The 26,185-nt window shown below is 73.9% G+C and carries 20 protein-coding genes; 14 read left to right on the forward strand and 6 right to left on the reverse strand.

From position 1 onward, the window contains the following. Nucleotides 1–49 precede the first annotated feature (49 nt). Nucleotides 50–1,735 carry a ribonuclease J gene (locus HLA93_RS18100; protein ID WP_222195837.1) on the reverse strand — a complete coding sequence of 562 codons (1,686 nt, stop codon included), beginning with the start codon at nucleotides 1,733–1,735 and terminating at the stop codon, nucleotides 50–52. A gap of 126 nt (nucleotides 1,736–1,861) precedes the next feature. After that, nucleotides 1,862–4,147, reverse strand: a complete 2,286-nt coding sequence (locus tag HLA93_RS18105) for a diguanylate cyclase domain-containing protein (protein ID WP_222195838.1) — start codon at nucleotides 4,145–4,147, stop codon at nucleotides 1,862–1,864. 196 nt (nucleotides 4,148–4,343) lie between these two features. On the opposite strand from HLA93_RS18105, the gene HLA93_RS18110 reads away from it, so the two are divergent. The 3 genes from HLA93_RS18110 to HLA93_RS18120 are packed head-to-tail and all read left to right on the forward strand — an operon-like array spanning nucleotide 4,344 to nucleotide 7,125. Then, the gene (locus tag HLA93_RS18110; RefSeq protein ID WP_222195839.1) at nucleotides 4,344–5,450 is read left to right on the forward strand and encodes a Gfo/Idh/MocA family protein; all 1,107 of its coding nucleotides are present in this window, start codon (nucleotides 4,344–4,346) and stop codon (nucleotides 5,448–5,450) included. Beyond that, complete coding sequence (locus tag HLA93_RS18115) at nucleotides 5,447–6,382, forward strand: PmoA family protein (protein WP_222195840.1); 936 nt, start codon at nucleotides 5,447–5,449, stop codon at nucleotides 6,380–6,382. The genes HLA93_RS18110 and HLA93_RS18115 overlap by 4 nt, the downstream gene beginning before the upstream one ends. Continuing rightward, nucleotides 6,379–7,125, forward strand: coding sequence for a cupin domain-containing protein (locus HLA93_RS18120; protein WP_222195841.1), 747 nt, complete (start codon nucleotides 6,379–6,381; stop codon nucleotides 7,123–7,125). The genes HLA93_RS18115 and HLA93_RS18120 overlap by 4 nt, the downstream gene beginning before the upstream one ends. Here the strand turns inward: HLA93_RS18120 and HLA93_RS18125 are convergent. Next, a complete protein-coding gene (locus HLA93_RS18125) occupies nucleotides 7,092–8,183 on the reverse strand; it encodes a 2-hydroxyacid dehydrogenase (protein ID WP_222195842.1) in 1,092 nt (363 codons plus the stop codon). The two genes, HLA93_RS18120 and HLA93_RS18125, sit on opposite strands and share 34 nt — an antisense overlap. Nucleotides 8,184–8,769: 586 nt before the next feature. On the opposite strand from HLA93_RS18125, the gene HLA93_RS18130 reads away from it, so the two are divergent. The 3 genes from HLA93_RS18130 to HLA93_RS18140 all read left to right on the forward strand — a co-directional run bounded on the left by HLA93_RS18130 (nucleotide 8,770) and on the right by HLA93_RS18140 (nucleotide 12,067). Then, the gene (locus tag HLA93_RS18130; protein ID WP_222195843.1) at nucleotides 8,770–9,408 is read left to right on the forward strand and encodes an HD domain-containing protein; all 639 of its coding nucleotides are present in this window, start codon (nucleotides 8,770–8,772) and stop codon (nucleotides 9,406–9,408) included. A 192-nt stretch (nucleotides 9,409–9,600) separates the two neighbouring features. Beyond that, nucleotides 9,601–10,719 carry a transglycosylase family protein gene (locus HLA93_RS22115; protein ID WP_308128228.1) on the forward strand — a complete coding sequence of 373 codons (1,119 nt, stop codon included), beginning with the start codon at nucleotides 9,601–9,603 and terminating at the stop codon, nucleotides 10,717–10,719. 130 nt (nucleotides 10,720–10,849) lie between these two features. Further along, nucleotides 10,850–12,067: a 3-deoxy-7-phosphoheptulonate synthase gene (locus HLA93_RS18140; protein WP_222195844.1), complete on the forward strand. Its 1,218-nt coding sequence runs from the start codon at nucleotides 10,850–10,852 to the stop codon at nucleotides 12,065–12,067. 40 nt (nucleotides 12,068–12,107) lie between these two features. Here HLA93_RS18140 and HLA93_RS18145 read toward each other — a convergent pair whose 3' ends face one another. Then, nucleotides 12,108–12,386, reverse strand: coding sequence for a hypothetical protein (locus HLA93_RS18145; protein ID WP_222195845.1), 279 nt, complete (start codon nucleotides 12,384–12,386; stop codon nucleotides 12,108–12,110). A 259-nt stretch (nucleotides 12,387–12,645) separates the two neighbouring features. Between HLA93_RS18145 and HLA93_RS18150 the strand changes: the two genes are divergently transcribed. From HLA93_RS18150 to HLA93_RS18160, 3 genes are all read left to right on the forward strand, one after another. Beyond that, nucleotides 12,646–13,098, forward strand: coding sequence for a helix-turn-helix transcriptional regulator (locus tag HLA93_RS18150; protein ID WP_222195846.1), 453 nt, complete (start codon nucleotides 12,646–12,648; stop codon nucleotides 13,096–13,098). Nucleotides 13,099–13,103: 5 nt separating this feature from the next. Next, complete coding sequence (locus HLA93_RS18155) at nucleotides 13,104–13,514, forward strand: VOC family protein (RefSeq protein ID WP_222195909.1); 411 nt, start codon at nucleotides 13,104–13,106, stop codon at nucleotides 13,512–13,514. 69 nt (nucleotides 13,515–13,583) lie between these two features. Continuing rightward, on the forward strand, nucleotides 13,584–15,950 hold the full coding sequence (locus HLA93_RS18160; RefSeq protein ID WP_308128229.1) for an excinuclease ABC subunit UvrA: 2,367 nt from the start codon (nucleotides 13,584–13,586) through the stop codon (nucleotides 15,948–15,950). A gap of 297 nt (nucleotides 15,951–16,247) precedes the next feature. On the opposite strand, the gene HLA93_RS18165 is transcribed toward HLA93_RS18160, so the two are convergent. After that, nucleotides 16,248–16,562, reverse strand: a complete 315-nt coding sequence (locus HLA93_RS18165; protein WP_281425458.1) for a DUF1622 domain-containing protein — start codon at nucleotides 16,560–16,562, stop codon at nucleotides 16,248–16,250. 356 nt (nucleotides 16,563–16,918) lie between these two features. Here HLA93_RS18165 and HLA93_RS18170 point away from each other — a divergent pair, with 356 nt between their 5' ends. The 5 genes from HLA93_RS18170 (at nucleotide 16,919) to HLA93_RS18190 (ending at nucleotide 23,865) form a co-directional block, all read left to right on the forward strand. Beyond that, nucleotides 16,919–18,184: an ABC transporter substrate-binding protein gene (locus HLA93_RS18170; protein WP_222195848.1), complete on the forward strand. Its 1,266-nt coding sequence runs from the start codon at nucleotides 16,919–16,921 to the stop codon at nucleotides 18,182–18,184. A gap of 97 nt (nucleotides 18,185–18,281) precedes the next feature. After that, nucleotides 18,282–19,166, forward strand: a complete 885-nt coding sequence (locus tag HLA93_RS18175; protein WP_222195849.1) for a carbohydrate ABC transporter permease — start codon at nucleotides 18,282–18,284, stop codon at nucleotides 19,164–19,166. A gap of 2 nt (nucleotides 19,167–19,168) precedes the next feature. Beyond that, entirely contained in the window at nucleotides 19,169–20,080 is a 912-nt protein-coding gene (locus tag HLA93_RS18180; RefSeq protein ID WP_222195850.1) for a carbohydrate ABC transporter permease, read from the forward strand. After that, nucleotides 20,064–22,706 carry a glycoside hydrolase family 78 protein gene (locus HLA93_RS18185; RefSeq protein WP_308128230.1) on the forward strand — a complete coding sequence of 881 codons (2,643 nt, stop codon included), beginning with the start codon at nucleotides 20,064–20,066 and terminating at the stop codon, nucleotides 22,704–22,706. The genes HLA93_RS18180 and HLA93_RS18185 overlap by 17 nt, the downstream gene beginning before the upstream one ends. A gap of 85 nt (nucleotides 22,707–22,791) precedes the next feature. After that, on the forward strand, nucleotides 22,792–23,865 hold the full coding sequence (locus HLA93_RS18190) for an ABC transporter ATP-binding protein (protein ID WP_222195851.1): 1,074 nt from the start codon (nucleotides 22,792–22,794) through the stop codon (nucleotides 23,863–23,865). 68 nt (nucleotides 23,866–23,933) lie between these two features. Here HLA93_RS18190 and HLA93_RS18195 read toward each other — a convergent pair whose 3' ends face one another. Next, the gene (locus tag HLA93_RS18195) at nucleotides 23,934–26,174 is read right to left on the reverse strand and encodes a beta-glucosidase (RefSeq protein WP_222195852.1); all 2,241 of its coding nucleotides are present in this window, start codon (nucleotides 26,172–26,174) and stop codon (nucleotides 23,934–23,936) included. Between the last annotated feature and the right edge of the window lie 11 nt (nucleotides 26,175–26,185).

The raw sequence follows: 26,185 nt of genomic DNA on the forward strand, positions 1-26,185 counted from the left end.
GACCGCTGCCCTGCCGGATCCGGCAGGGCAGCGGTCGTCCGGTGCCAGCTCAGGCGTCGATGACCACCGGGATGACCACTGGCGCGCGGCGGTGGGCCCGGTTGGCCCAGCCGGCCACGGCGCGGCCGATCAGCTCCTCGAGCTGGGCGGCGTCGGTGACCCCGTCAGCCGCGGCCCGGGCGAGCTCCCGCTCGATCACCGGCACCGCGGCGTCGAAGTTGGCGGCCTCATGGACGAAGCCGCGGGCCAGGAAGTCCGGTGCCTCGGCGAGCTGCCCGGTGTCGGCGTCGACGATGGCGACGACGGTGATGACACCCTCCTCGGCGAGGGTGCGCCGGTCCTTCAGCGAGGCCTCGGTCGCCCCGCCGACGGTGTTGCCGTCGACGTAGACGTTGCCGGCGGGCACCTTGCCGGTGACCGAGACCCGGCCGTCGACCAGGTCCACCACGACGCCGTCCTCGACGATGACGACCCGCTTGGGGTCGACGCCGGTGCGGATGGCCAGGTCGGCGTTGGCCCGCAGGTGACGGGACTCGCCGTGCACCGGCATGACGTTGCGCGGCTTGACGATGTTGTAGCAGTACACGAGCTCGCCGGCGCTGGCGTGGCCGGAGACGTGCACCTTGGCGTTGCCCTTGTGCACCACGTTGGCGCCGATCTTGGTGAACTCGTTGATGATCCGGTAGATGGCGTTCTCGTTGCCCGGGATCAGCGAGCTGGCCAGCAGCACGGTGTCGCCCTCGGAGATCCTGATGACGTGGTCCCGGTTGGCCATCCGGGACAGCGCCGCCATCGGCTCGCCCTGGGAGCCGGTGCAGATCAGGCACACCTGGTCGGCGGGCAGCTTCTCCAGCACCTTCATGTCCACGACCAGGCCCTTGGGCACCCGCAGGTAGCCCAGGTCGCGGGCGATCCCCATGTTGCGGACCATCGACCGGCCGACGAAGGCGACCTTGCGGCCGTGCTCGTGTGCGGCGTCGAGCACCTGCTGGATCCGGTGCACGTGGCTGGCGAAGCTGGAGACGATGACCCGCTTGGGCGCGGTGCGGAACACCGTGTCGATCGCCGGGGTGAGCTCGCCCTCCGAGGTGGTGAACCCGGGGACGTCGGCGTTGGTGGAGTCGGTGAGGAAGAGGTCGACGCCCTCCTCGCCCAGCCGGGCGAACCCGCGCAGGTCGGTGATCCGCTGGTCCAGCGGGAACTGGTCCATCTTGAAGTCACCGGTGTGCAGCACCAGCCCGGCCGCGGTGCGGATCGCCACCGCGAGTGCATCGGGGATGGAGTGGTTGACCGCCAGGAACTCCAGGTCGAAGGGCCCCAGCCGCAGCTCGTCGCCCTCGGCGACCTGCTCGGTCACCGGGGTGATCTTGTGCTCCTTGAGCTTGGCCTCGATGAAGGCCAGCGTCAGCTTCGACCCGACGACCGGGATGTCCCGCCGCTCGCGCAGCAGGTAGGGGACGCCGCCGATGTGGTCCTCGTGCCCGTGGGTCAGCACGACGGCCACCACGTCGTCCAGCCGGTCCCGGATGGAGGTGAAGTCCGGGAGGATGACGTCGATGCCGGGCTGGTGCTCCTCGGGGAACAGCACGCCGCAGTCGACGATCAGCAGCTTGCCGGCGTGCTCGAACACGGTCATGTTGCGGCCGATCTCACCCAGGCCGCCGAGGGCCACCACCCGGAGACCGGCCGCGGGCAGGGCCGGGGGCGTCCGGGGATCTCGACGCGTTCTGCTCATGATCCTCACGCTACGTCAGGGACGGTGCGGTGCTGCGGGAGGACCGCCGACGGGGGCGCGGCTGTCGGCCCGTGGGCCGGGGTGCACCTCGCCGGCGCGCGCGGCGCCGGTGTCTGCGGCCCGGGGTCAGCCGGCGCGGCGCTTGCTGCGGTACATGGCGGCATCCGCGCGGGCGATCAGGGCTGCCGGGTCGTCGGCGTCGCCGGGGAAGACCGCAGCGCCGGAGCTGGCGCTGATCCGCAGTGCGGCGTCGGCCAGCACGAGTGGGTCGGCGAGGGCGGAGCGGAGGTGCTCCTGCACCCGGCGGACCATCTGCTCCGCGCCCGCGGCACCTCCGCCGTCCGGGTGCCCGTCCGCCGGCGGCAACCCGGCGAGGACGACGAGGAACTCGTCCCCACCGAGCCGGCCGAGCAGGTCGCCGGCGCGGATGGCCGACCGCAGCCGCCCGGCCGCCCAGACGAGCGCGGAGTCGCCGACGGCGTGGCCGAAGCGGTCGTTGATCGCCTTGAAGTCGTCCAGGTCCAGGAGCACCGTCGCCACGCTCGCGCCACTGCGCCTGGCCCGGCGCAGCTCCAGGTGCAGGTGCTCCAGCACGTGCGCCCGGTTGGGGAGCCCGGTCAGCTCGTCGTGGTGGGCCAGGTACGCCGTCCGTCGCTCCCGTTCGACTCGTGCGGTCACGTCCAGCTGGCTGCCGATGTGGTGGGTGATCTCGCCGTGCGCGTCGCGCACGGCGCTGACGTGCAGCTCGTTCCAGAAGGCCGAGCCGTCCCGCCGGTAGTTCAGCAGCACCGCGTCCACGTCCCGGCCGGCGAGCAGCCGTCGGCCGATCGGGTGCACCTGGCTCCGGTCGGTGTCCGGCCCCTGCAGGAAGCGGCAGTTGCGGCCGAGGACCTCCGCCTCGGTGTAGCCGGTCATCCGCAGGAACGCCGCGTTGGCGTAGACCAGCGGGAGGTCGGGCCGGCGGGCGTCGGCGATGACGATCCCGTTGCTGGCGACCGAGACGGCCCGGAGCATGAGCTCGGGCAGCTCGGCCTCGGCGACGCGCGGGACCGCACCGCCGGCGGCCGGTCTCTCGGGCACCGCGGCCTGCGGGGCCGTGCCCGAGGCCATCGGACGGGTCCTCTCCAGCAGCAGGCCGGCCGCCTCGAGCACCCGCGTCCGGTCGTAGGTCAGCACGTAGTCCAGCCGGCGCCCCGCGGGGTCGGCCGGGCCCAGGACGTCGGGCCCGAGGCCGCCCTCGCACCCGCCGGCCGGGACCTCGCGGGCGGCCAGTGCGGCCGCGAAGTGCGGGCTGACCACGGTGACGACCCACTGGTCGTTCAGCGGGTCGTCCGCGTCCAGGGCGGTGCCCACCACCCCGGGGCACGGCTCGTCCGGCATGCCCACGCCGGTCACCGCGGTCAGGGCGGTGACGTTGCCGAGCGTCTCGTACCGGCGCCGGGTGCGCGGGTCCATCAGGTCCGCGTGCTGGAAGTTCGCCAGGACGACGGTCTGCTCGTCCAGCAGCAGCGCCTGTCGCTCGACCTGCCCGGTCAACGAGGCCAGCAGCGGCACGCCGGCCCGCTGCGGCACCGAGGCGGCGGCGAGGACGGCGTACGGGGTGGCCAGCGGCGCGGGCTCCGCAGAGCCGTGCACCCGAGAGGCGGGCACCCGAGAGCCGTGCACCCGATCGCCGGGCGCCGGGGCGGCGGGCCGGAGCCGCAGTGGCCGCATGCGGGTCGTCGGCAGCTCCGCGGGGCGGCCGAACATCCAGCCCTGGCCGAGTCGGGCGCCCATCGCCAGTGCCCGCTCCCGGTGCTCCCCGGTCTCGATCCCCTCGGCCAGGACGACGGCGCCGGAGCGCTCGGCGTCCGCGCGGACGGCGTTGACCACCGCGGCGGTCTGCAGGCTGGTGTGCCCGCGCACCAGGGCGAGGTCCAGCTTGATCACGTCCGGGCGGAGGAAGGACACCAGCGCGAGCCCGGCCGGCTCGGCGCCGACGTCGTCCAGCGCCACCCGCCAGCCGATCTCGCGGGCGCCCCGCACGCCGCGGATGAGGTCAGCCGGGCGTTCCAGCAGGTCGCGCTCGGTCACCTCGAGCACGACCTGCGCCCGGGCGGGGGTGAGCTCGGCGAGCTCGGTCAGGTCGGTGGGGGTGAGGGAGGCCAGCGTCGCGGGCTCGATGTTCACGAAGAGCGTGCTGGGGCCGCCGGCGCCGGCGATCCCGCGCAGCGCGGCGCGCAGGCAGGCGGCGTCCAGCGAGGCGGTCGTGCCGGCCACGGCCGCGGCCGCGAACAGCTCGGTGGGGGACTCCAACGGCCCGGGCTCGCCCCGGGACAGTGCCTCCACCGCCACCAGCGTGCCGTCGGACAGGTCGACGATCGGCTGGAAGAGCGAGCGGACGACGGGCACCGGGAGCTCCGATGCCGTCATGGCCCGAGCCTGCCACGTGGCCGGGCGGCCAGCGCGCTGTCGGAGCCGTCCGCCGGGCCGGACCGGTGCTGCTCGCGGCCGTCGACTGTGGCGCTTGACACATCAGGCGCGCACCGGTTGGCTGGTCGGGAAAGCGGTTGCCGAAGATCCGCACGGATCGGCGACGGCAGCCGTCGGCCCAGATCAGAGGAGCTCCGTGACCCACTCGAAGCAGCCGGTCCGCGTCGCCGTCGTGGGGGCCGGCGCCATCGCGGACGACCGACACCTACCGGCCCTGCGGGAGATGGGGGAGCGGGTCGAGGTCGTCGCGCTGGTCGACGTGGACGAGGCCCGGGCCCGGGACGCGGCCCGGCGCTGGGACGTCCCGCACGCCTTTCCCGACCTGGCCGCGATGCTCGCCGCCGAGCAGCCGGACCTGGTGGTGCTGTGCACCCCGCCGGTCGCGCACCTGGACGGCGTGACGACCTGCCTGCGCGCCGGTGCCTGGGTGTGGTGCGAGAAGCCGCCGATGCTCTCCCTGGCCGAGCTCGACGCGGTGGCCGAGCTCGAACGCGCCGGTGGGCCGTACGCGACCTACGTCTTCCAGCACCGCTTCGGCTCCGGCGCCACCCGGCTCCGCGAGCTGGTGCGCACCGGCGAGCTGGGCCGGCCGCTGGTCGCCGTCTGCCACACCCTCTGGTACCGCGACCCGGCCTACTACGAGGTGCCCTGGCGGGGGCGCTGGGCCACCGAGGGTGGCGGGCCGACGATGGGCCACGGCATCCACCAGATGGACCTGCTGCTGTCCCTGCTCGGCGACTGGCGGGAGGTCACCGCGGTCACCGGCACCCTGGCCCGCGACGTCGAGACCGAGGACGTCGCGATGGCGGTGGTGACCTTCGAGTCCGGGGCGATGGCCACCGTCGTCAACAGCGTGCTGTCCCCGCGCGAGACCAGCTACCTGCGCTTCGACTTCACCGACGCGACCGTCGAGCTGCAGCACCTCTACGGCTACGGCGACGACGACTGGACCTGGACCGCCGCCCCACACGTCACCGATCCCCACCGGGTGGCCGGCTGGCGCGCCACGGCCGGCGTGCCCAGCGGGCACGCCGCCCAGCTGCGCAGCCTGCTGGACTCCTTCGACCGGCGCGAGCGGCCGCAGGTCAGCGGCGTCCAGGGCCGGGAGACGATGGAGCTGGTCACCGGCATCTACCGGTCGGCGGCCACCGGCCGCCGCGTCGCCCGCGCCGACCTGGTGCCCGGCAGCCCGCACTACGACCGGCTCGGCGGGGAGCTGCTCAGCGCCGGCGGTGCCCGATGAGCGCGGTGTTCCGGGTCACGCACGAGCACGGCCGCCGGGTCGTCGTCGCGGTCGAGGCGGACGGCGTCGGGCAGGGAGCGGGCCGGGTCGAGGTCGCCACCTACGACCTGGGCCGGGACGTGGCGGCCTTCGAGGCGCCCAAGCCCTACCTGCACCCGCTCCGCACCCTCTCCGGTGCTCTGGTGTCGGCCTACCGGCCGCACGACCACAGGTGGCACAAGGGCCTGCAGATGACCGTCTCGCACCTGGACGACCAGAACTTCTGGGGCGGCTTCAGCTACCGGCACGGCGAGGGCTACGTGCCGGTCGACAACGTCGGCCGGATGCGGCACGACGGGTTCGCCGCGTTCGAGGCGACCGACGCCGAGGTGTGCCTGGCCGAGACCCTCACCTGGGTGACCGCGGCCGGCCAGGACTGGGTCGGCGAGCGGCGCGAGCTGCGCTGGCACGACCTGGACGTCGAGCGCGGCACCTGGACGCTGGACTTCGCCACCGATCTGCGCAACCTCCGGGACACCGACCTGCACGTGGGCAGCCCGACCACGCACGGCCGCCCGGACGCCGGCTACACCGGCTTCTTCTGGCGCGGGCCGCGCGGCTTCACCGGCGGTGAGGTGCACGTCGCCGACCCGGACGCCCCGGCCGAGCCGATGGGCGCGTCGTCCCCGTGGCTGGCCTACGCCGGTCAGCACGACGAGGTCGACGGCGGCGCGACGTTGCTCTTCTTCGCCGGCACCAGCTCCGCGCCGGTGCCGCTGCGCTGGTTCGTCCGCCGGGAGCCGTTCCCCGCGGTCAACCCCTCGCCGGCCTTCAGCGAGGAGGTGACGGTCGCCCCCGGCGACGTGCTCTCCCTGCGGCACCGGGTGGTGTTCGCCGATCGGCCGTGGAGCCGCGCCGAGGTGGCGGCGTACGTGGCGGAGCACCCGCTGTGAGCGTTGCGGGGGCACCCGCGCCGCTCCCCGGGGCGGTCGGGCTGAGCCGGCTGTCGGTCTACCCGTGGAGCACCGAGGACGGGCTGCACGGCGGGTCGCCGCACCTGCACCTGTGCTGCTCGGAGGCCTACGTCGTCATCAGCGGCCGCGGTCGGCTGCAGACGCTCACCGTCGAGGGCGGTGCCGCGGAGCTGCCGCTGACCGCCGGGGACGTCGTGTGGTTCACCCCGGGCACGATCCACCGAGCGGTGAACGACGGGGACCTCCAGGTGGTCGTGGTGATGGAGAACAGCGGGCTGCCCGAGGCCGGGGACGCCGTCCTCACCCTGCCGGCCGAGCACCTGCGCGACCCGGACGCCTACGCCGCGGCCACCTCCCTCGCCGGCCCGGACGGGCGCCCCTCTCCGGAGCGAGCGCGCGCCCGGCGGGACCTGGCCGTGGCCGGCTTCCTCGAGCTGCGGGAGCGCACCGCGGCCGGGGACACCGGCGCGCTCACCGCCTTCCACGAGGCCGCCGCGGCCCTGGTGCGGCCCCGGGTGCCGGACTGGCGGGAGCGGTGGGCGTCCGGGGCCCTCGCCGCGGCCCAGCGCACCGGCGACCGGCTCGACGCGCTGGCCGACGGCGAGGCCCTGCACCTGCGCGGCGCCAAGGTCCACGGGCTCTCGTCTCGGGCCGAGCCGGTGCTCGGCATGTGCGGCTTCCTCTCGCCCTACCTGCCCGAGCAGGCGTCCCCGGCCGGATGAGGGCGGCCGCTCCTCGACGGCGACGGCCGCCTCTGGGCGGGCGCGGAGTCCAACGCCCCGGTGACCGCGGAGGTCGAGCCCGCCGGGCCCCGGCCCTCGGCCAGGGCCGCCTGCTCCCCGACCTCCTCGTGCGACGGGGGAGTGGCCGACGGGAGGGCCGGCCGGACGACGTTCTCCAGCGGCTCGCCGGCGGCCCAGTGCACGAGCTGGCGGGAGACCAGCGCCCGCGCGGCTGCGACCGACTCCTCGATGCCGCCGCCGACGTGCGGGGTGATGAGCACGCCGGGCGTCGTCCACAGCGGGTGGCCCGGTGGCAGGGGCTCCGGGTCGGTCACGTCCAGCGCAGCTCTCAGCCGGCCGGACGCCGTGGCGTCCAGCAGGGCGGCGGTGTCGACGACGGCGCCGCGCGCGACGTTGACCAGCAGCGCCCCGGGCCGCATCAGCGCCAGCCGGGCGGCGTCCATCAGCCCCTCGGTCTCCGCGGTGAGCGGCACCGCGAGGACGACGACGTCGGCCAGCGGCAGCAGCCCGTCCAGCTCCGCCACCGGGTGGACGCCCTCCCGCGCGTGCCGGGCCGCCCGGAGGACGTGCACGCCGAAGCCGCTGAGCCGCCGCTCGATCGCGGCACCGACCGACCCGTACCCGACGATCAGCACGGTGCGCCCGGTGAGCCCGAGGTTGCGGGTGGGCGGCGCCCACTGCTGGCGTGCCTGCGCGCCGACCATGCCGGCGAGGTCCCGCTGGGCGGCGATCATCAGCCCGACCGCCAGCTCCGAGGTCGACGCGTCGTGGAGGCCACGGCCGTTGCACAGGGTCACCCCGCCGAGCAGCCGGTCGGCGACGCGGTCGACGCCGGCGCTGAGCACCTGCACGACCTCCAGCGCCGGCATGCCGGCGGCCAGCCCGACGATCGGGTCCGGCACCTTCTCGTACGGGCCGCAGTAGAACCCGACGGCGGTGAGGTCGACCGGGGGCTCGCCGGCTCCGGTCCAGGTGGTCAGCTCCACCCCGGCCGGGGCCTCCACGCCGGTCAGCCGGCTCAGTGCCAGACGTCTCACAGGTCATCCGTCCTCAACTGGGTGCGCCGGCACGGGAGTCCGGCTCGGTCGGTCACGAACGTGGAGAGGCGTCCCGCGCGGCGGCATCCACCGAGGTCGACGCCGGTCGCCGGGCCCGGCCGCGTGAGCGGCTGGGCGACCCCGGCCCGGACGCCGGCGGTCGGCTCTGCCGTCGGTCCCGGTGTCTCCACCCCGCGAGCGTGATCGGCGCCCGTCGTCCGCTGCATCGGTCATGTGACTGGCTGCTCGACGGTCGACGGTCATGTGACCGATGTGCGGCGGTCGGCCGGTTCTCAGCGTGCTGGCATGCGACCACGCCCCCTGCGCTCGGTGTTGCCGAGGGTGACCGGCAGCCCAGGACCGGACGGCCGGCCCCGTCCGACCGCGGGGACGCACCTGGCGTCAGCGGGCGGTCAGGTCGCGGGAGCTGTCGGGGGGCGGGGACCAGGTCGAACCACTCCCAGGGCTCCGTGCCCGCGTTCCCGGCGCAGACGGTCCGGCCGGACACCAGAGGTGAACGGGCGCGGAACCGGCTCGGCACGCAGGCTCGACGGCGACGCCCTCCCCGGACCGAAGGAGCACCGCCGTGACCGAGACCATCGCCGACGTCGGCATCCCGGACTCACCACTCGCCCAGGAGGTGACCCGGTTCATCCGGGACACCTCGGGTGACCTGCTGTTCCACCACTCCCGGCGAGTGTTCCTCTTCGGCACCCTGCAGGGCCGCGCCCGCGGGCTGGAGGCCGACCCGGAGCTGCTCTACGTCGGCGCGATGTTCCACGACCTCGGTCTCGTCGCCGGTCACCGGCGCACCGACCAGCGGTTCGAGGTCGACGGCGCGGACGCCGCCCGGGACCTGCTGCTCGAGCACGGCCGCAGCGCGGCCGACGCACGCGCGGTGTGGCTGGCGATCGCGTTGCACACCACCCCCGGCGTCCCCGAGCACCTGGAGCCGGAGATCGCCCTGGTGACTGCCGGCGTCGAGACCGACGTGCTCGGCCTGGCCCTGGACCGGCTGACCCCGGAGCAGATCGCCGAGGTGACCGGGGCCCATCCCCGGCCGGGCTTCAAGCGGCAGATCCTGGCCGCGTTCCGCGACGGGTTCGCCGACCGCCCGGACACCACCTTCGGCACGGTGAACGACGACGTCCTGGCGCACTTCGACCCGGCGTTCCGCCGCACCGACTTCGCCGACGTGGTCCTCGGTTCCGCCTGGCCGGAGTGAGCGGGGTCACCGGGCAGCGACCGGCGCGGTCCTCCCTCGGGGAGCAGCGGCTCAGCGGCGTCCGCTGCTCACGCTGGACGTCGCCGAGGTCGGGCCCAGCCGTGGCCGCACCCGCCTGCTGGGCGCACACTGGGTCGGGGGACGGTCCACGCGGCGGTCCGTGACGTGCAGGGCCGACGAGGAGGACGCCGCGTGCAGGAGACGACCCCGACCGCTGGTCCGCGTGCCCGGCGGTCCCGTGACCGGGCGGCCGGTGTCCTGCTCGCCGCAGCCCTCGGCTGGGCCCTGGTCCCCGGCGTCTCCGCCGCCGCACCCTCCGACGAGCAGGTCAGCGCCGCCCAGCAGGCCGCGGACCGCGCCGCCGGACAGGTGACCGAGGCCCTGACGGAGCTGGGTGCCGCGCAGACCGCGATCGCCACCGCGGAGGCCGGAGCAGCAGCGGCCCGGGCTCGGTACGAGCAGGGCCTGACGGACCAGCGCGCCGCCGAACAGGAGGCCGCCGCCGCCGCGGTGGTGGTGCAGCAGGCCGAGCAGGAGGCGGCCGCCGCGCGCGCCGCGGTCGCCGCCCTCGCGCGGGACAGCTACAAGGGCACCACCACCTCTCCGGGTCTGCGGGCGCTGGTGACCTCCGACGACCCGGCGCAGGTGCTGGAACGGGTCGCCCTGCTGGGTGCCGTGGGCCGCAGCCAGGCCGACGTCGTCGACCGGCTCACCGGGGCCCAGCAGCAGGCCGCCGACGCCGCGGCCACCGCGCAGACCGCGCTGGCGGTCGCGGCGGACCTCGCCCAGCGGGCCGCCGCCGACCTCGCCGTGGCCGAACAGCAGGAGGACGACGCCCGGCAGCGGGCGGCCCGGCTGGAGTCCGAGCAGGCCACGGTGCGGGCCCAGCTCGACCAGGCGCGCGCCACGGTGGTGGCCCTCCAGGAGGCGCGGGCCGTCGAGCCGCCGCCCGCCACCACCCCGGAGAGCGCGCTCCCCCCGGTCCCGGCTCCGGCTCCGCCGGCTGCACCGTCGCCGCCCGCCGACCGGACCGCGGCGCCCCAGCCCCCGGCGCCCGTCCCGGCCCCGTCGGCCGGACACGACTGGGACGCCGTGGCCCGCTGCGAGTCCGGTGGCAACTGGAGCATCAACACCGGCAACGGCTACTACGGCGGCCTGCAGTTCAGCCAGCGGACGTGGGCCGGCCACGGCGGCACCGCGTACGCCGCCCGCGCCGACCTGGCCACCCGCGAGCAGCAGATCGCCGTCGCCGAGGAGGTGCTCCTCACCCAGGGCGCCGGCGCGTGGCCGACCTGCGGCAAGTCCCTCTGACCCCTGGCGGGCGCGGGGACCCTGCGCCGGGCGACCGCGGCGCTGGGGGGATGCTGAGCCGGCCGGCCGACCTCGGGTGCGGGTGGGGGTCGCCGGAGTCGCCGGGGCCCAGGACGACGGAGGAGCTCTCATGCCGACCGACCGGTTGCTGGACGACGCGGCCCGGGTGGCCGACGCCCTGCTCGAGCTGCAGACCCGGGTGAACGCGCAGGTCGACGCCACGCTGCGCGAACTGCTGCCCGAGGTCCGGCGGGGGCTGGGCGTGGCGCCCGGGCCGGACGTCGACCTCGCCGACCTGGTGAACGCCCGGATCACCGGCCTGAGCGTCGTCGTCACCCCGGCCGCCGTGGCGACGGTGGTGCCGCTGTCGGCCGAGTCCGTGGCCACCACGCGGGAGGCGCGGCGCGCGGTGACCGCGATCGTCACCGGGGCCGACGACCGGCTGGCCGTGATCGCCGGCCCCTGCTCGGTGCACGACCCGGCGGCCGCGCTGGAGTACGCCGCCTTCCTCGGCCGGATGCGGGCCCGGCACGGCGCGGACCTGGAGATCCTGATGCGGACCTACACGGAGAAGCCCCGGACCGAGGTCGACTGGAAGGGCTTCGCCTACGACCCGTTCCTGGACGGTTCCAGCCGGATCAGCGTCGGTCTCGTCGCCACCCGGATGCTGATGAGCCGGATCACCGCCCTCGGCGTGCCGGTGGCGGCGGAGCCGCTCAACGCGCTCACCCCGCAGTACGTCGACGGGCTGGTCACCTACAACGGTGTCGGGGCCCGCAACGTCACCGACCAGACGGCCCGGGAGCGGGTGAGCGGCTTCTCCTCCGTCGTCGGCTTCAAGAACTCCCCGGAGGGGAGCATCGACGTGGCCGTCCAGGCCGTGCTGACCGCGCGGGCGGGCCACCAGTTCCTCGGCGTCGACCGGCACGGGGTGAGCGCCCAGCTGTCGACCACCGGGAACGAGACCGGTCACGTCATCCTGCGCGGCGGCAAGGACGGCCCCAACCACTCGGCCGCGCACATCGCCGCCACGAAGCGGGCGCTGGCCGCGCGCGGGCTGCCCGAGGTCGTCGTCGTCGACGCCTCGCACGGCAACAGCCGCAAAGACCACCGCCGCCAGGCCGACGTCGTGCACGACCTGGCCGGACAGCTGGTGGCCGGCGAGCGCGCGATCCGCGGGGTGATGCTGGAGAGCAACCTGGTCGCGGGCAGGCAGGACCTGGACCGCCGTCACCCGGAGACCCTCGAGTACGGCGTGAGCGTCACCGACGCCTGCGTGGACCTGGAGACGACCGAACAGCTGCTGGCGGAGCTGGCCGAGGCGTCCCGGGTGCGGCGCGGAGCCTGACTCGCCGCCGTCCCGAGCCCGGTGGGACGGCGACCGGCGCTCAGGCCGTCGCCGCGAGCCGCCCGGCCGAGACGACGTCGACGGTGAGCACGCTGGGCAGCCGGTGCAGCCGGGCGGCCACCAGGTCGGCCTCGCCGGGTGCGGCGAGCAGGTCGACGCTGACGGTCCACCGATCGGCGCCGGCCTCCTCGGCCGCCAGCCGGGTGAAGACGTGCTGCCGTCCGGTGAGCAGGGTCAGGACGCGCTGCAGGCCGAGGGCGTCGGTGACGACGACCCGCACCTTGGCGGCGTCGCGGGAGTCGTGGTGCGTGGCGGGCATGGGTGCCTCCGGGCCGAGCTGGCCCTGGTCAGCGGGGAGCGACCTCGACCGACGTGCGCACGGACCCGGCGGCGCGAGAGTCAGTCGCCGACGGGCCCGCAGGTAATCAGCTGCCCGGCCACACGAGCACGGTAGCCCCTTGGTGACCGGCGCCACAACCACGCCGCGGACGTCGGCGTGGCCAGGTCGGGGGACGCGTCCACGCCGGCGCGGCACCGGACCTGGTCAGGGGAGAGCCCCCTGTGGCACGGTCACCTCCGTGACCGGCGCACCCGATGCGAGGCAGCAGCGGCTGGCCGATCTCGCACGGCTGCGACGGGTCCGCGATCGCATCGACCGCGAGTACGCGCAGGCCCTCGACGTCGAGGAGCTGGCCCGGGGCGTGCACCTGTCCGCCGGGCACCTGAGCCGGCAGTTCCGGGAGGCGTACGGCGAGCCGCCCTACGCCTACCTGATGACCCGGCGGATCGAGCGCGCCATGGCACTGCTGCGTCGGGGCGACCTCACCGTGACCGAGGTCTGCTTCGCGGTCGGCTGCTCGTCGCTGGGCACGTTCAGCAGCCGCTTCACCGAGCTGGTCGGGGTGCCGCCCAGCGTCTACCGGCGGGTGGCGGCCGGCGCGGGCGAGGGGCTGCCGTCCTGCGTCACCAGGAGGGTCACCAGACCGGTCAGGAATCGAGAAGCACCGCCGGTCGCAGCGTCCCTAGCGTGACCGGCATGGACCTCACCATCCACTCCAGCTTCCTGCCGCACACCGACCCCGACGCCTCGCTGCTGTTCTGGCGCGACGTCCTCGGCTTCGAGGTCCGCCTCGACGTCGGGTACGAGGGGATGCGGTGGATCACCGTCGGGCCGGCCGGCCAGCCCGACACCGCGATCGTGCTGCACCCGCCGGCGGCCGGGCCCGGCCTCACCGACGACGAGCGCCGCACCATCGAGGAGCTGCTGGCCAAGGGCAGCTTCTTCGGCGTCAACCTGGCCACCCCCGACCTCGACGCCACGTTCGCCGCCCTGGCGGCCGCCGGCGTCGAGGTGGTCCAGGAGCCGACCGAGCAGCCCTACGGTCTGCGCGACTGCGCCGTCCGTGACCCGGCGGGCAACATGATCCGGATCCAGCAGAGCCGCTGAGCGCCCGTGCCGGCCGATCTGCGCCAGGCTGACCGAGCGCCACCACCGCCCCGCCCGCAGAGGAGAGACGTGAGCACCGCACCGGAGCACGCCGCCGACCGCCACGACCGGATCCGCGTGCTGGGCGCGCGGCAGAACAACCTCAAGGACGTCAGCCTGGAGCTGCCGAAGCGCCGGCTGACGGTGTTCACCGGCGTCTCCGGCTCGGGCAAGAGCTCGCTGGTGTTCGGCACCATCGCCGCGGAGTCCCAGCGGCTGATCAACGAGACCTACAGCTCGTTCGTCCAGGGGTTCATGCCCTCACTGGCGCGGCCGGACGTCGACGTACTCGACGGGCTGACCACCGCGATCATCGTCGACCAGGAGCGGATGGGGGCCAACCCCCGGTCCACCGTCGGCACCGCCACCGACGCCAACGCGATGCTGCGCATCCTGTTCAGCCGGCTCGGGCAGCCGCACATCGGTTCGCCGCAGGCCTTCTCCTTCAACGTCGCCTCGGTCAGCGGCGCCGGGGCGGTCACCTTCGAGCAGGGCGGCAGGACGGTGAAGGAGCGCCGTGAGTTCAGCATCACCGGCGGCATGTGCCCGCGCTGCGAGGGCATGGGCCGGGTCACCGACATCGACGTCAGCCAGCTCTACGACGACAGCAAGTCGCTGAACGACGGCCCGTTCACCGTCCCTGGCTACAGCGCGGACGGCTGGTACGGGCGGATCTACAGCGGTTGCGGCTTCTTCGACCCGGACAAGCCGATCCGCGAGTTCACCGAGACCGAGTTGCACGACCTGCTGCACAAGGAGCCGACCAAGATCAAGGTCGACGGGATCAACCTGACCTACGAGGGCCTGATCCCGAAGATCCAGAAGTCGATGCTGTCGAAGGACCGGGAGGCGATGCAGCCGCACGTCCGGGCGTTCGTCGACCGCGCCGTCGTGTTCACCACCTGCCCGGAGTGCGACGGCACCCGGCTCAGTGCGGTCGCCCGCTCGTCGAAGATCGACGGCGTCGACATCGCCCAGGCCTGCGCCATGCAGATCAGCGACCTGGCCGACTGGGTGCGCAAGCTGGACGAGCCCTCGGTGGCGCCGCTGCTGGCCGGGCTGGGGGAGACCCTCGACTCCTTCGTGCAGATCGGGCTGGGCTACCTCTCCCTCGACCGGCCGGCCGGCACGCTCTCCGGTGGCGAGGCGCAGCGCACCAAGATGATCCGGCACCTGGGCTCCTCGCTCACCGACGTCACCTACGTCTTCGACGAGCCCACGATCGGCCTGCACCCGCACGACATCGCCCGGATGAACGACCTGCTCCTGCAGCTGCGGGACAAGGGCAACACCGTGCTCGTCGTGGAGCACAAGCCCGAGACGATCGCGATCGCCGACCACGTCGTCGACCTCGGCCCCGGAGCCGGGACGGCGGGCGGCACCATCTGCTTCGAGGGCACCGTCGAGGGGCTGCGGGCCAGCGGCACCCTCACCGGCCGGCACCTCGACGACCGCGCGGCGCTGAAGCCCGCGGTGCGCACGCCGTCCGGCGTCCTGGAGGTGCGCGGAGCGGACACGCACAACCTGAAGGACGTCGACGTCGACATCCCGCTCGGGGTGCTCGTCGTGCTCACCGGGGTGGCGGGCTCGGGGAAGAGCTCGCTGGTGCACGGTTCGGTGTCCGGCCGGGAGGGCGTCGTCACCGTCGACCAGACCCCCATCCGGGGCTCGCGGCGCAGCAACCCGGCGACCTACACCGGACTGCTCGACCCGATCCGCAAGGCGTTCGCGAAGGCCAACGGCGTGAAGCCCGCGCTGTTCAGCGCCAACTCCGAGGGTGCCTGCCCCACCTGCAAGGGCGCCGGGGTCATCTACACCGACCTGGCCACGATGGCCGGCGTCGCCACCGTCTGCGAGGAGTGCGAGGGCCGCCGGTTCATGGCCTCGGTGCTGGAGCACCACCTCGGCGGCAAGGACATCAGCCAGGTGCTCGCCATGTCGGTAGCCCAGGCCCAGGAGTTCTTCGGCTCCGGCGAGGCGCGCACCCCGGCGGCGCACAAGGTCCTCACCCACCTGGCCGACGTCGGGCTGGGCTACCTCACCCTCGGCCAGCCGCTGACCACGCTGTCCGGCGGCGAGCGGCAGCGGCTCAAGCTGGCCACCCACATGGGGGAGCGGGGCGGGGTCTACGTGCTCGACGAGCCGACGACCGGGCTGCACCTGGCCGACGTCGAGCAGTTGCTGGCCCTGCTGGACCGGTTGGTCGACGCCGGCACGTCGGTGCTGGTCATCGAGCACCACCAGGCGGTGATGGCGCACGCGGACTGGATCATCGACCTGGGGCCCGGCGCGGGGCACGACGGCGGGCGGATCGTGTTCGAGGGCACCCCGGCCGACCTGGTCGCCGGCCGGACCACCCTGACCGCCGAGCACCTGGCGGCCTACGTCGGCAGCTGACCGCGCCGGTCGCGCCGCGCAGGAGCCGTCCGCGCCGCCAGGCCGGGCGGACCAGCACGCCGCCAGCCGGCCACCGCCGGCTCGGCCGCGCCGCCGGTGAGCCGGACACCGAACGGGCGCTGATCCGCAGCCCCAGGCCGATCAGGTGGCGCAGCCCGGCCGCCACCAGCAGGTCCAGCAGCACGCCCAGGGCGAGCGCCGGCCGGCGGGTGGTGACCAGGGCGACCGCGCCGGCGGCCAGCGCGGCTGCGGTGAGCAGCTGTGCGAGGACGCCGGAGAGATCGGCCAGCAACGGCGTCAGACCGGCCGGTCGGCGGTCGGCGCGCCGGACGGCTGGTCCCCGGCCGCGCGGGCCTTCGCCTGGTCCTCCTCGGCCACCTGGCGACGCTCCTCGGCGATCTCCTTGCCGAGGAACCAGTTGAGCGCCGTCCGGATCGCCGCGATCGCGGCCAGCTGGCCGATCTCCCGGAAGTTCGGGGCCACCGCCGTCCGGAGCACGTCGCCGGCGAGCTGGAACTCCAGGCCCAGCGCCAGGAAACGGCCGAGGGTGAGGCGGACCGGGACGAACGCCCGGTCGTCGTGGTGGCGCAGGCCCACCCAGAGGAACCGCAGGAAACGCCCACACCGCCCCGACGATGATCACCCCGCGGCGCCGCAGGCCTCCACGATGACGACCAGCACGTTGACGACGTCCTGCAGCAGCTCTTCCACGCGGGGGCGCTCACCCGCCCGGCCAGGTACCTGCCCCCGCCGGGGGAGCGGGCTGGTTCACTGCGGAGCCCGGGCCGGCGTTCGGCTGCCGGCGGGGCGCGGCTGACAGGTTGCGGTGCGGTCACGGTCCGGGGCCAGCTGATTGACCCGGGGATGTGGCGCGCGCTACTTTCTCGGCGCAGTTGAAGCGCTTCAATCCGAAGTACTCAGGAGGACTGGTGACGATGAAGTCGACTGGCCGGACATGGGCTCCGCGGGTGGCGTGTGCCGTCACCGTGTCCCTCGCCCTCGCCGCATGTGGTGGCGGAGGTGACGGTGGAGGCGGGTCCTCGGACGACGGCTTCACCATGATGTCGCTCAACGAGAACACCACGCAGGACTCGGTGATCACCTCGCTGAGCGAGGACCAGTGCGCCGACCAGAACGGTGCGCTGGCGCTGGACATCACCGAGCAGGCGCAGGAGAGCGTCGACCAGCAGATCCAGCTGCTGGCCGGCCAGGGCGCACTGCCGGACCTCTTCCCGGCCAACACCCCGGACCTCATCCGCGAGCTGGCGGACAACGACCAGGTCGCCAACGTCGGGGAGGTGCTCTCCGGCGGCGAGGCGGCCGACGCGATCGTGCCGGCTGCCGAGTCCGCGGCGGACCAGATCTTCGGTGACCAGCTCGTCCTGCCGGTCGAGCTCAACATCGAGGGCATCTGGTTCAACAAGCAGATCCTCGAGGCCAACGGCATCGCCGTCCCGCAGACCTGGGACGAGCTGGTCGCCGCCTTCGAGACGCTCAAGGCCGCCGGCGTCCAGCCGATCTCCAACGCCGGCTCCGGTGGCGACGGCTGGGGCGTCAGCCGCTGGGTCGGCGCCTACCTGTTCCGCACCATCGGCCCGGACGCGATGCGGGCGATCGCCGACGGCGAGGCCAGCCTGACCGACCCCGAGTACGTCGAGGCCGCCGACGCCATCGCCGAGCTCGGTGAGGCCGGCTACTTCGGCCCGGCGCCGACCTCGATCGACTACGCCACGGCGATCAACACGTTCCTGACCGGCGGCGCCGCCTTCATGTACATGGGCTCGTGGGCGCTGGCCGACTTCAACGACCCGGAGTCGAACCAGATCGGCGAGGACGCCATCGGCTTCCTGCCCTTCCCCGAGGTCGAGGGCGGCGCGGGCAACAGCGACCAGACGCCGACCAACCTCGGCACCTCGATCGTGCTCTCGTCCTCGGTCGCCGAGGACGAGCAGGCGCAGGCCTGGGTCGAGTGCATCGCCGGCAACTACGGCACCGTGGCGCTGCGCGACCACGGCCAGATCACCGGCCTCGAGCTGAGCGAGGAGGTCGAGGTGCCGCCGCTGACCGGGCTGGTGCAGGACCAGATCGAGGCCACCGACGAGAGCGTGCTGTGGTTCGAGGCGCTCTTCCCGGCCTCGGCGACCACGGCCAGCCAGCAGAACGCGGGCCTGCTCGGCTCCGGCCAGATGAGCGGCGAGGACTTCATGGCCGCCGTCGCCGCCGAGCTCGGCTGACCGGCAGCACCCTCCTCACCATCCGGTGCGGGCAGCGCGGACCGCGCTGCCCGCACCGGTGCTCGGCACACGGAAGACCTCGGAAGGCGGACAGTCCGTGAGAGAAGTCCTCGGCGACAGGCGCACCATCCTGGTGCTGCTGGCGCCAGCGCTGGCCATCTACACGCTGGTCATGCTCGTCCCGATGCTGTGGTCGCTGGGCTACACCGTCTTCGACGGCAGCGTGATCTCCGGCTTCCAGTTCGCCGGCCTCGACAACTTCAGCCGCCTGTTCAGCGACCCGAAGATCGCCGACGCACTCTGGTTCACGGTCAAGTACGCGGTCGTCATCACCGTCGGGCAGGTGCTGTTCGGCTACGTGCTCTCGCTGCTCTACGTGTTCGTGCTCAAGCGGGCCTCGGCGCTGATCCGCACCCTGGTGTTCTTCCCGGTGGTCATGCCGACCGTCGCGGTCGCGCTGCTGTTCCAGAAGCTCTTCGAGGTCGCCCCGCAGACCGGGCCGGTGAACGCGCTGCTCAACGCCTTCGGGCTTGAGTCGGTCAACTGGCTCGGCGACCCCGGCAACGCCTTCGTCGTGCTGGCGGTCATGGACATCTGGCGGTCGATGGGCTTCTACGCCGTCCTGCTGTACGCCGGCCTGATCGACATCCCCGAGGACGTGCTGGAGGCCGCCCGGCTGGACGGCGCCTCGGGCTGGCGACTGGTGCGCAACATCGTCATCCCGCTGTCGTTCCCGGTGCTGATCTCCTCGCTGATCTTCAGCATCAACGGGACGCTGAAGGTGTTCGACTCCATCTACGCCCTCACCGGCGGTGGCCCCGGGACGGCGACCACTCCGCTCACGCTGGCGATGTACCGCACCTCCTTCGCCTCCGGCGACTACGGGTACGGCGCCACCATCGCCCTGGCGCTGACGGTGCTGTCCCTGCTCGTGACCCTGCTGATCTTCAAGACGTCGCGGCGCGACCTGACCCAGGGCTGATCATGACGACGACCCCTCTCATCGCACCGCACGCCGACCTCCGTACCGGGGAGCGCCCCGCTCCGCGGCCGCGGCGCCGCCGGCGGCCGATGCGCACGCTCCGCAAGCTGCCGCTGTACGCGGTCGTGGCCCTCCTGCTGGTCAGCGTGCTCTACCCGCTGGTCTGGCTGGTGCTGGGCGCGTTCAAGACCCAGGACGAGTTCCTCAACTCCCCGACCTGGGCGCTGCCCGAGGACTTCACCAACCTGGCGAACTTCGGCGACGCCTGGGGGAGCGTGAGCCAGTACCTGCTGAACTCGACGCTGGCCGTCTTCCCGGCCCTGCTGGTCATGCTGGTGATCGGCACGGCAGCCGGGTTCGCCCTGGAGATCATGGTCTGGAAGGGCAGGAACACCGTCCTGCTGGTCTTCCTGGTCGGCATCATGGTGCCGTGGCAGATGATCCTGCTGCCGCTGTTCACCGTGTATTTCCAGGCCGGCCTGACCCAGACTCTGTGGCCGCTGATCATCACCTACACGGCCACCGGCCTGCCGCTGACGGTGTTCCTGATGGCCACCTACTTCCGGGCCATCCCGCGCGAGGTGTTCGAGGCGGCGACCCTGGACGGGGCGAGCATGCTGCGCTCGCTGGTCTCGATCGCCTTCCCGATGATGAAGAACGCCATCTTCACGATCGCGCTGGTGCAGTTCTTCTTCATGTGGAACGACCTGCTCATCGCGCTGACGTTCACCACTCGCGACGAGCTGCGCACGGTCCAGGCCGGCCTGCTCAACTTCACCGGCGAGTTCGGGGTCGTGCAGTACGGGCCCACCTTCGCCGCGATCTGCATCAACGTGCTGGTCATCCTGGCCATCTACCTCTTCCTGAACCAGCGGGTCATGCGCGGGATGGCAGCCGGTGCGGTCAAGGGCTGACGTCGCGGCCGCCGGCGCCGGGCAGCCGGCGGACGACCTGGCGCCTCAGGTCGTCCGGCTGGGGTTCGAGCACCACCGGGCGGCGCTGGGGATCGGGGAGCCCGCTCCCCGGCTGACCTGGGCCACGGTGGCGGGGGAGGGCTGGGTCCAGGCGGGGTACGAGGTCGCGGTCGACCGTGCCGGGCGGACGACGACCACCGGCTGGGTCGAGGGCACCGACTCGCTGCTCGTCCCCTGGCCGGGAGAGCCGTTGCGCTCCCGGGAGCGGGCCGAGGTCCGCGTGCGGGTCTGTGGCGTGGACGGCCGGGAGTCCGGCTGGTCGGCGCCGGCCGTGGTCGAGGCGGGGCTGCTGTCCCCGGAGGACTGGTCGGCGGTGCCGGTCGGCCCCGGACCGGGCACCCCGCCGGACGGCGTGTGGCTGCTCCGCCGGGAGTTCGCGGTGCGCGAGGACCTGGTGGCCGCGCGGCTGTACCTGACCGCGCACGGCGTCGCCGAGGCCGAGGTCAACGGTGCGCCGGTGGGCGACGACGTCCTCGCCCCCGGCTGGACGTCGTACGACTCTCGGCTGCAGTACGCCACCCACGACGTGACCGACCTGCTGCGGCCGGGGGCCAACGCGCTCGGCGTCCGGCTGGCCGACGGCTGGTACCGCGGTCTGGTCGGCTTCGAGGGCGGCACCCGGGAGATCTACGGCGACCGGGTCGCGGTGCTCTGCCAGCTGGAGCTGCACCACGCCGACGGGTCCACCGCGGTGGTGGCGTCCGGGCCGGAGGGCTGGACCGCGCTGCCCGCGCCGACCACGTCGGCCAGCTTCTACGCCGGCGAGCGGCACGACGCCCGCGCGGACGTCGACGGCTGGTCGTCCCCCGGTTCGCCGGTCGGGGACTGGCGGCCGGCCACCGACGTGTCACCCCGGGACCCGGCGACCCTGGTCGCCCCGGAGGGCCCGCCGGTGCGGCGCACCGAGGAGCTGGCGCCCGTCTCGGTCACGCCGCTGGAGCCGGGCACCTTCCTGCTCGACTTCGGGCAGAACCTGGTGGGCCGGCTGCGGCTGCGGGTGGACGGCCCCGCCGGCACGGTGCTCCGGCTGCGGCACGCCGAGGTGCTCGAGGACGGCCGGCTCTGCACCCGGCCGCTGCGCGAGGCCGCCTCGGTCGACGAGTACGTGCTGGCCGGTGGGGGACCGGAGGAGTGGGAACCGCACTTCACCCTGCACGGCTTCCGGTACGCAGAGGTCAGCGGCTGGCCGGGCGAGCTCGACCCCGGCGCGGTCACCGCCAGGGTGCACCACACCGACATGGAGCGCACCGGGTGGTTCGCCTGCTCGGACCCGCTGGTCACCCGGCTGCACGAGAACGTCGTGTGGAGCATGCGCGGCAACTTCGTGCACGTGCCGACCGACTGCCCGCAGCGGGACGAGCGGCTGGGCTGGACCGGTGACATCCAGGTCTTCGCCCCCACGGCCGCCTTCCTCTACGACTGCGCCGGCATGCTGCGGTCCTGGCTGCGCGACCTCGCCGCCGAGCAACTGCCCGACGGCACCGTGCCCTGGTACGTGCCCTACGTGCCCGGCGGGCAGATGTGGTCGCCCCCGCAGCCCGGCGCGGTGTGGGGCGACGCCGCGGTGCTCACCCCGTGGGTGCTGTTCGAGCGCTTCGGCGACCGGCAGGTGCTCGCCGACCAGTACCCGTCCGCCCGGGCCTGGGTCGACCTGGTGGAACAGCTGGCCGGCCCGGACCGGGTCTGGGACCGCGGGTTCCAGCTCGGTGACTGGCTGGACCCGGCCGCACCGCCGGAGGACCCGACCGCCTCGGTCACCGACCCGTACCTGGTCGCCACCGCCTACTTCGCCTGGTCGGCCGAGCACCTGGCCCGCACGGCGGCGGAGATCGGGCGGGGCGAGGACGCGGTGCGGCACGCCGCACTCGCCGAGGAGGTGCGCCACGCCTTCCGCAGCCGGTACGTGACCGCGGCCGGGCGGCTGACCAGCGACACGCAGACCGCGTACGCGCTGGCCATCTGCTTCGACCTGCTGCTCCCCGAGCACCGGACGGCGGCCGGGGCCCGGCTGGCGCACCTGGTGCACACCGCCGGCAACCGGATCGCCACCGGGTTCGCCGGCACCCCGTTGGTCACCGAGGCGCTCGCCCGGACCGGTCAGGTCTCCGCGGCCTACGACCTGCTGCTGAGCCAGGACTGCCCGTCCTGGCTCTACACCGTGCGGCAGGGCGGAACCACCATCTGGGAGCGGTGGGACAGCCTGCTGCCCGACGGCTCGGTGAACCCCGGCGACATGACCTCGTTCAACCACTACGCGCTGGGCGCGGTGGCCGACTGGCTGCACCGCACGGTCGCCGGCCTCGCCCCGGCGGAGCCCGGCTACCGGCGGGTGTCGTTCCGGCCGCAGCCCGGCGGGGGCCTCACCTGGGCGCGCGCCCGGCACACCTCGCCGTACGGGCCGGTCGCGATCGAGTGGCACTGGACCGAGGGCCGGCTGGACGTCGAGGTCGAGGTGCCGACCGGCACCACCGCCACCGTCGAGCTGCCGCTGCAGGCACCGCGCGAGGTCGGCCCGGGGCGCCATCGCCTCACCGCCGACGTCCCGCCGGACTGGGCCGACCGATGAGCCCGGCCGGCCCGTTGCACCCGGCGGGGACGCCCCGCACCCGAGCGGACGTACCGCCCGGTGGACTCCTGGAAGGACGCTGACGATGGCGACCGTGGTCTACGACGCCGCGACCCGGCTGTACCCCGGCGCCGACCGCCCCGCGGTCGACGCGCTGGACCTGAGCATCGAGGACGGTGAGTTCCTGGTGCTGGTCGGCCCGTCCGGCTGCGGGAAGTCGACCTCGCTGCGGATGCTCGCCGGTCTGGAGGAGGTGGACGGCGGCGCGATCCGGATCGGGGACGTGGACGTCACCGACGTCGCCCCCAAGGACCGCGACATCGCGATGGTGTTCCAGAACTACGCCCTCTACCCGCACATGACGGTGGGCGAGAACATGGGCTTCGCGCTCAAGATCGCCGGGGTGGGCAAGGAGGAGCGCGCCACCCGCGTGCGCGAGGCGGCCCGCATCCTCGACCTCGAGCAGTACCTGGACCGCAAGCCCAAGGCGCTGTCGGGCGGGCAGCGGCAGCGGGTCGCGATGGGCCGGGCGATCGTCCGCCAGCCGCAGGTGTTCCTGATGGACGAGCCGCTGTCCAACCTCGACGCCAAGCTCCGGGTGCAGACCCGCACGGAGATCGCCTCGCTGCAGCGTCGGCTCGGGGTGACCACGGTCTACGTGACCCACGACCAGGTCGAGGCGATGACGATGGGCGACCGGGTCGCGGTGCTCAAGGACGGCGTCCTGCAGCAGGTCGGGTCGCCCCGTGAGCTCTACGACCGGCCGGCCAACGCCTTCGTCGCGGGCTTCATCGGTTCCCCGGCGATGAACCAGCTGGAGCTCCCGGTCGTCGACGGGGGAGTGCAGTTCGGGGACAGCACCCTGCCGGTGGACCGCGCCGCCCTGGCCCTGGCGGGTGACCAGCGGGTGCTGGTCGGGGTGCGGCCGGAGGACCTGCAGCTGGCCGAGCACGGGCTCCCGGTGACCGTGGACGTCGTGGAGGAGCTCGGCGCGGACGGGTTCGTCTACGGCCACACGGTGATCGCCGGGGCCGAGCACCCGGTCGTCGTCCGGGTGGACGGTCGGCGGGTCCCGGCCCGCAGCTCGACCATCCACGTCCGCCCCGAGCCCGCGCGCACCCACCTGTTCGCCACCACCGACGGCCGCCGCCTGGACTGACCTGCCGGGGACGACGTCGAACGGGGCGGGGAGCGCACTGCGCTCCCCGCCCCGTTCGACGTGTCGGATCAGCGGATCCGGAACCGGGACCGCTCGGTCGCCTCGATCGAGCCGCCCACGGTCACCTCGTACCGGCCGCGCGGGGTGGCCCAGCTGCCGGCGTCCTCGTCCCACACCTGCAGGAGGTGCAGCTCGGCCAGGTCCTCCTCGGTCAGGACGATCTCGACGGTGCGGTGCTCGCCGGGCTGCAGCGTGACCTGCTCCCAGCCGACCAGCCGGCGGAACGGCTCGCCCGCCTCGTCGGGCAGGCTCAGGTACGCCTGCGCGGTCTCGGTGCCGGCGCGGTCACCGGTGTTGGTGAGCCGGAAACGGATCCGGACCTCTCGGCCCTCCTTGTTGCTCACCGGCGTCACCTTCACCCGGCTGTACTCGAACTCGGTGTAGCTGAGCCCGTGGCCGAAGGCGAACAGCGGGTCGATCTCCTGGGCCTCGTACCAGCGGTGGCCGACCTGCAGCCCTTCGCCGTACTCGACCTGCCGGATCTCGGTGCTGCCCTCGGCGCGGGTGGTCGAGCCGTCGGCGAACGTGCCCGGGTACCGGTCCGGGGAGGCCGCGGTCGGGGTGTCGGCGAGGGAGACCGGGAAGGTCATCGGCAGCTTGCCGGAGGGGTTGACGTCGCCGAACAGCAGGTCGGCGGTCGCCGGGCCCATCTGCTCACCGGCGTACCAGGTCTCCAGCACCGCGCGGACGTCGTCTACCCAGGGCATCTCGACCGCGCTGCCGGTCTGCAGCACGACGACGGTGTCCGGGTTCGCCGCGGCCACCGCCTCGATCAGCGCGTCGCCGTTGCCCTGCAGCCGCAGGTCGGGCAGGTCGCTGAACTCACCGGACCGCTGGTAGCCGAAGACGACGGCGACGTCGGCCTGCGCCGCAGCCGCCGCGGCGGCTGCCACGTCGCTGCCGTCGGTGAAGGTGACGGTCGCGCCGTCCTGCGCGGCCCGCTCGCGGATCGCCGTCTCGGGGGAGACGAGGTCCTCGCACTCCATCGTCCCGGCGTTGTTGAACCGCCAGGCCATCGAGCAGACCGAGGCGGCGCTGACCCCGTCGGTCGGGGTGCTGGACGCCGTCGGCCCGATCAGCGCGATGGTGTCCCCGGCGGCCGGCGCCAGCGGCAGGACGCCGTCGTTCTGCAGCAGGACGCTGCCCTCCGCGGCGACCCGGCGGGCCAGGGCCTCGTGCTCCGGGGTGGACGCGTCGGCGACCGGGGTGGCCGGCAGCGGGTGGTCGAAGAGCCCCCCGTCGATGTACGTGCGCACGACCCGGAACGCCGCCTGGTCGATCTGCGCCTGGGTGACGTCCCCGGCCGCCAGCGCCTGGTCCAGGCGCTCGGGGGTGAACCAGATCGGCCGGTTGAGCTCCTGGTCCAGCCCGTTCACCAGGCTCGGCGCGGTGGAGTGCACGGCGCCGAAGTCGCTCACCACGTAGCCGTCGAAGCCGAGGTCGTCGCGCAGCACGTCGTCCAGCAGCGGGTTCTCGCAGCCGTACACGCCGTTGACCTGGTTGTAGGAGCACATGACGCTGGCCGGGGAGCTGCGGTCCAGGGCGATCTCGAAGGGCAGGTCGTAGATCTGCCGCCGGGTGCGCTCATCGACGTTCGACGAGCTGGTCTGCCGGTCCAGCTCCTGCTCGTTGGCGACGTAGTGCTTGAGGTTGGACAGCACCGCCTGGTCCGGGTCGCCGCTCTCCTCCAGCCCGTTCACGGTGGCCGCGGTCAGCAGCCCGGTGAGCAGCGGGTCCTCGCCGAAGTACTCGGCGGTGCGGCCGGACAGCGGGGTGCGCCCGCTGGCCAGGCCCGGGCCGAGGACGACGTTCTTGCCCTTGTCGAACGCCTCGGCGGCGATGGCCGCGCTGCGCGCCTCGGTCAGCTCCTCGTCCCAGGTGCTCGCGACCGCGATCGGGGCGGGGAAGGCGGTGACCCCGGGGGTGAACCGGACGCCGTCCGGGCCGTCGGTGTAGACCACGGTCGGGGTGCACGGCACCTGGGCGGGGTAGGTGACGCCGCCGAAGGTGGTCTGCTGCGGGGCGTTGGCCGGCTGCTCCACCAGCCAGCGGTACACCTGGTGCGGGGTGCTGGCGTCCAGCAGCGCCTGGGCCCGCTCGTCGGCGGTGGCGGTGGTGTCCATCCAGGGGTACGCGGTGGTGTCGGAGCAGTCGGTGGCCGCGTTCGTCGGTGTCGCGGCCGCGCTCGTCGGCGCGGCGACCACGAGCAGTGGCGTGACCAGGCCGGTGAGCGCGATCGGCAGGGCCAAGCCGTGGCGGC

This window comes from Modestobacter italicus, assembly GCF_019799965.1.
Classification (GTDB): domain Bacteria; phylum Actinomycetota; class Actinomycetes; order Mycobacteriales; family Geodermatophilaceae; genus Modestobacter; species Modestobacter italicus_A.

Coding starts and splice junctions, on each gene's coding strand:
- HLA93_RS18140 (WP_222195844.1), top strand. CDS start 10,850: ATGCCGACCGACCGGTTGCTGGACGACGCGGCCCGGGTGGCCGACGCC.
- HLA93_RS18180 (WP_222195850.1), top strand. CDS start 19,169: ATGACGACGACCCCTCTCATCGCACCGCACGCCGACCTCCGTACCGGG.
- HLA93_RS18115 (WP_222195840.1), top strand. CDS start 5,447: ATGAGCGCGGTGTTCCGGGTCACGCACGAGCACGGCCGCCGGGTCGTC.
- HLA93_RS18145 (WP_222195845.1), bottom strand. CDS start 12,386: ATGCCCGCCACGCACCACGACTCCCGCGACGCCGCCAAGGTGCGGGTC.
- HLA93_RS18105 (WP_222195838.1), bottom strand. CDS start 4,147: ATGACGGCATCGGAGCTCCCGGTGCCCGTCGTCCGCTCGCTCTTCCAG.
- HLA93_RS18155 (WP_222195909.1), top strand. CDS start 13,104: ATGGACCTCACCATCCACTCCAGCTTCCTGCCGCACACCGACCCCGAC.
- HLA93_RS18100 (WP_222195837.1), bottom strand. CDS start 1,735: ATGAGCAGAACGCGTCGAGATCCCCGGACGCCCCCGGCCCTGCCCGCG.
- HLA93_RS18190 (WP_222195851.1), top strand. CDS start 22,792: ATGGCGACCGTGGTCTACGACGCCGCGACCCGGCTGTACCCCGGCGCC.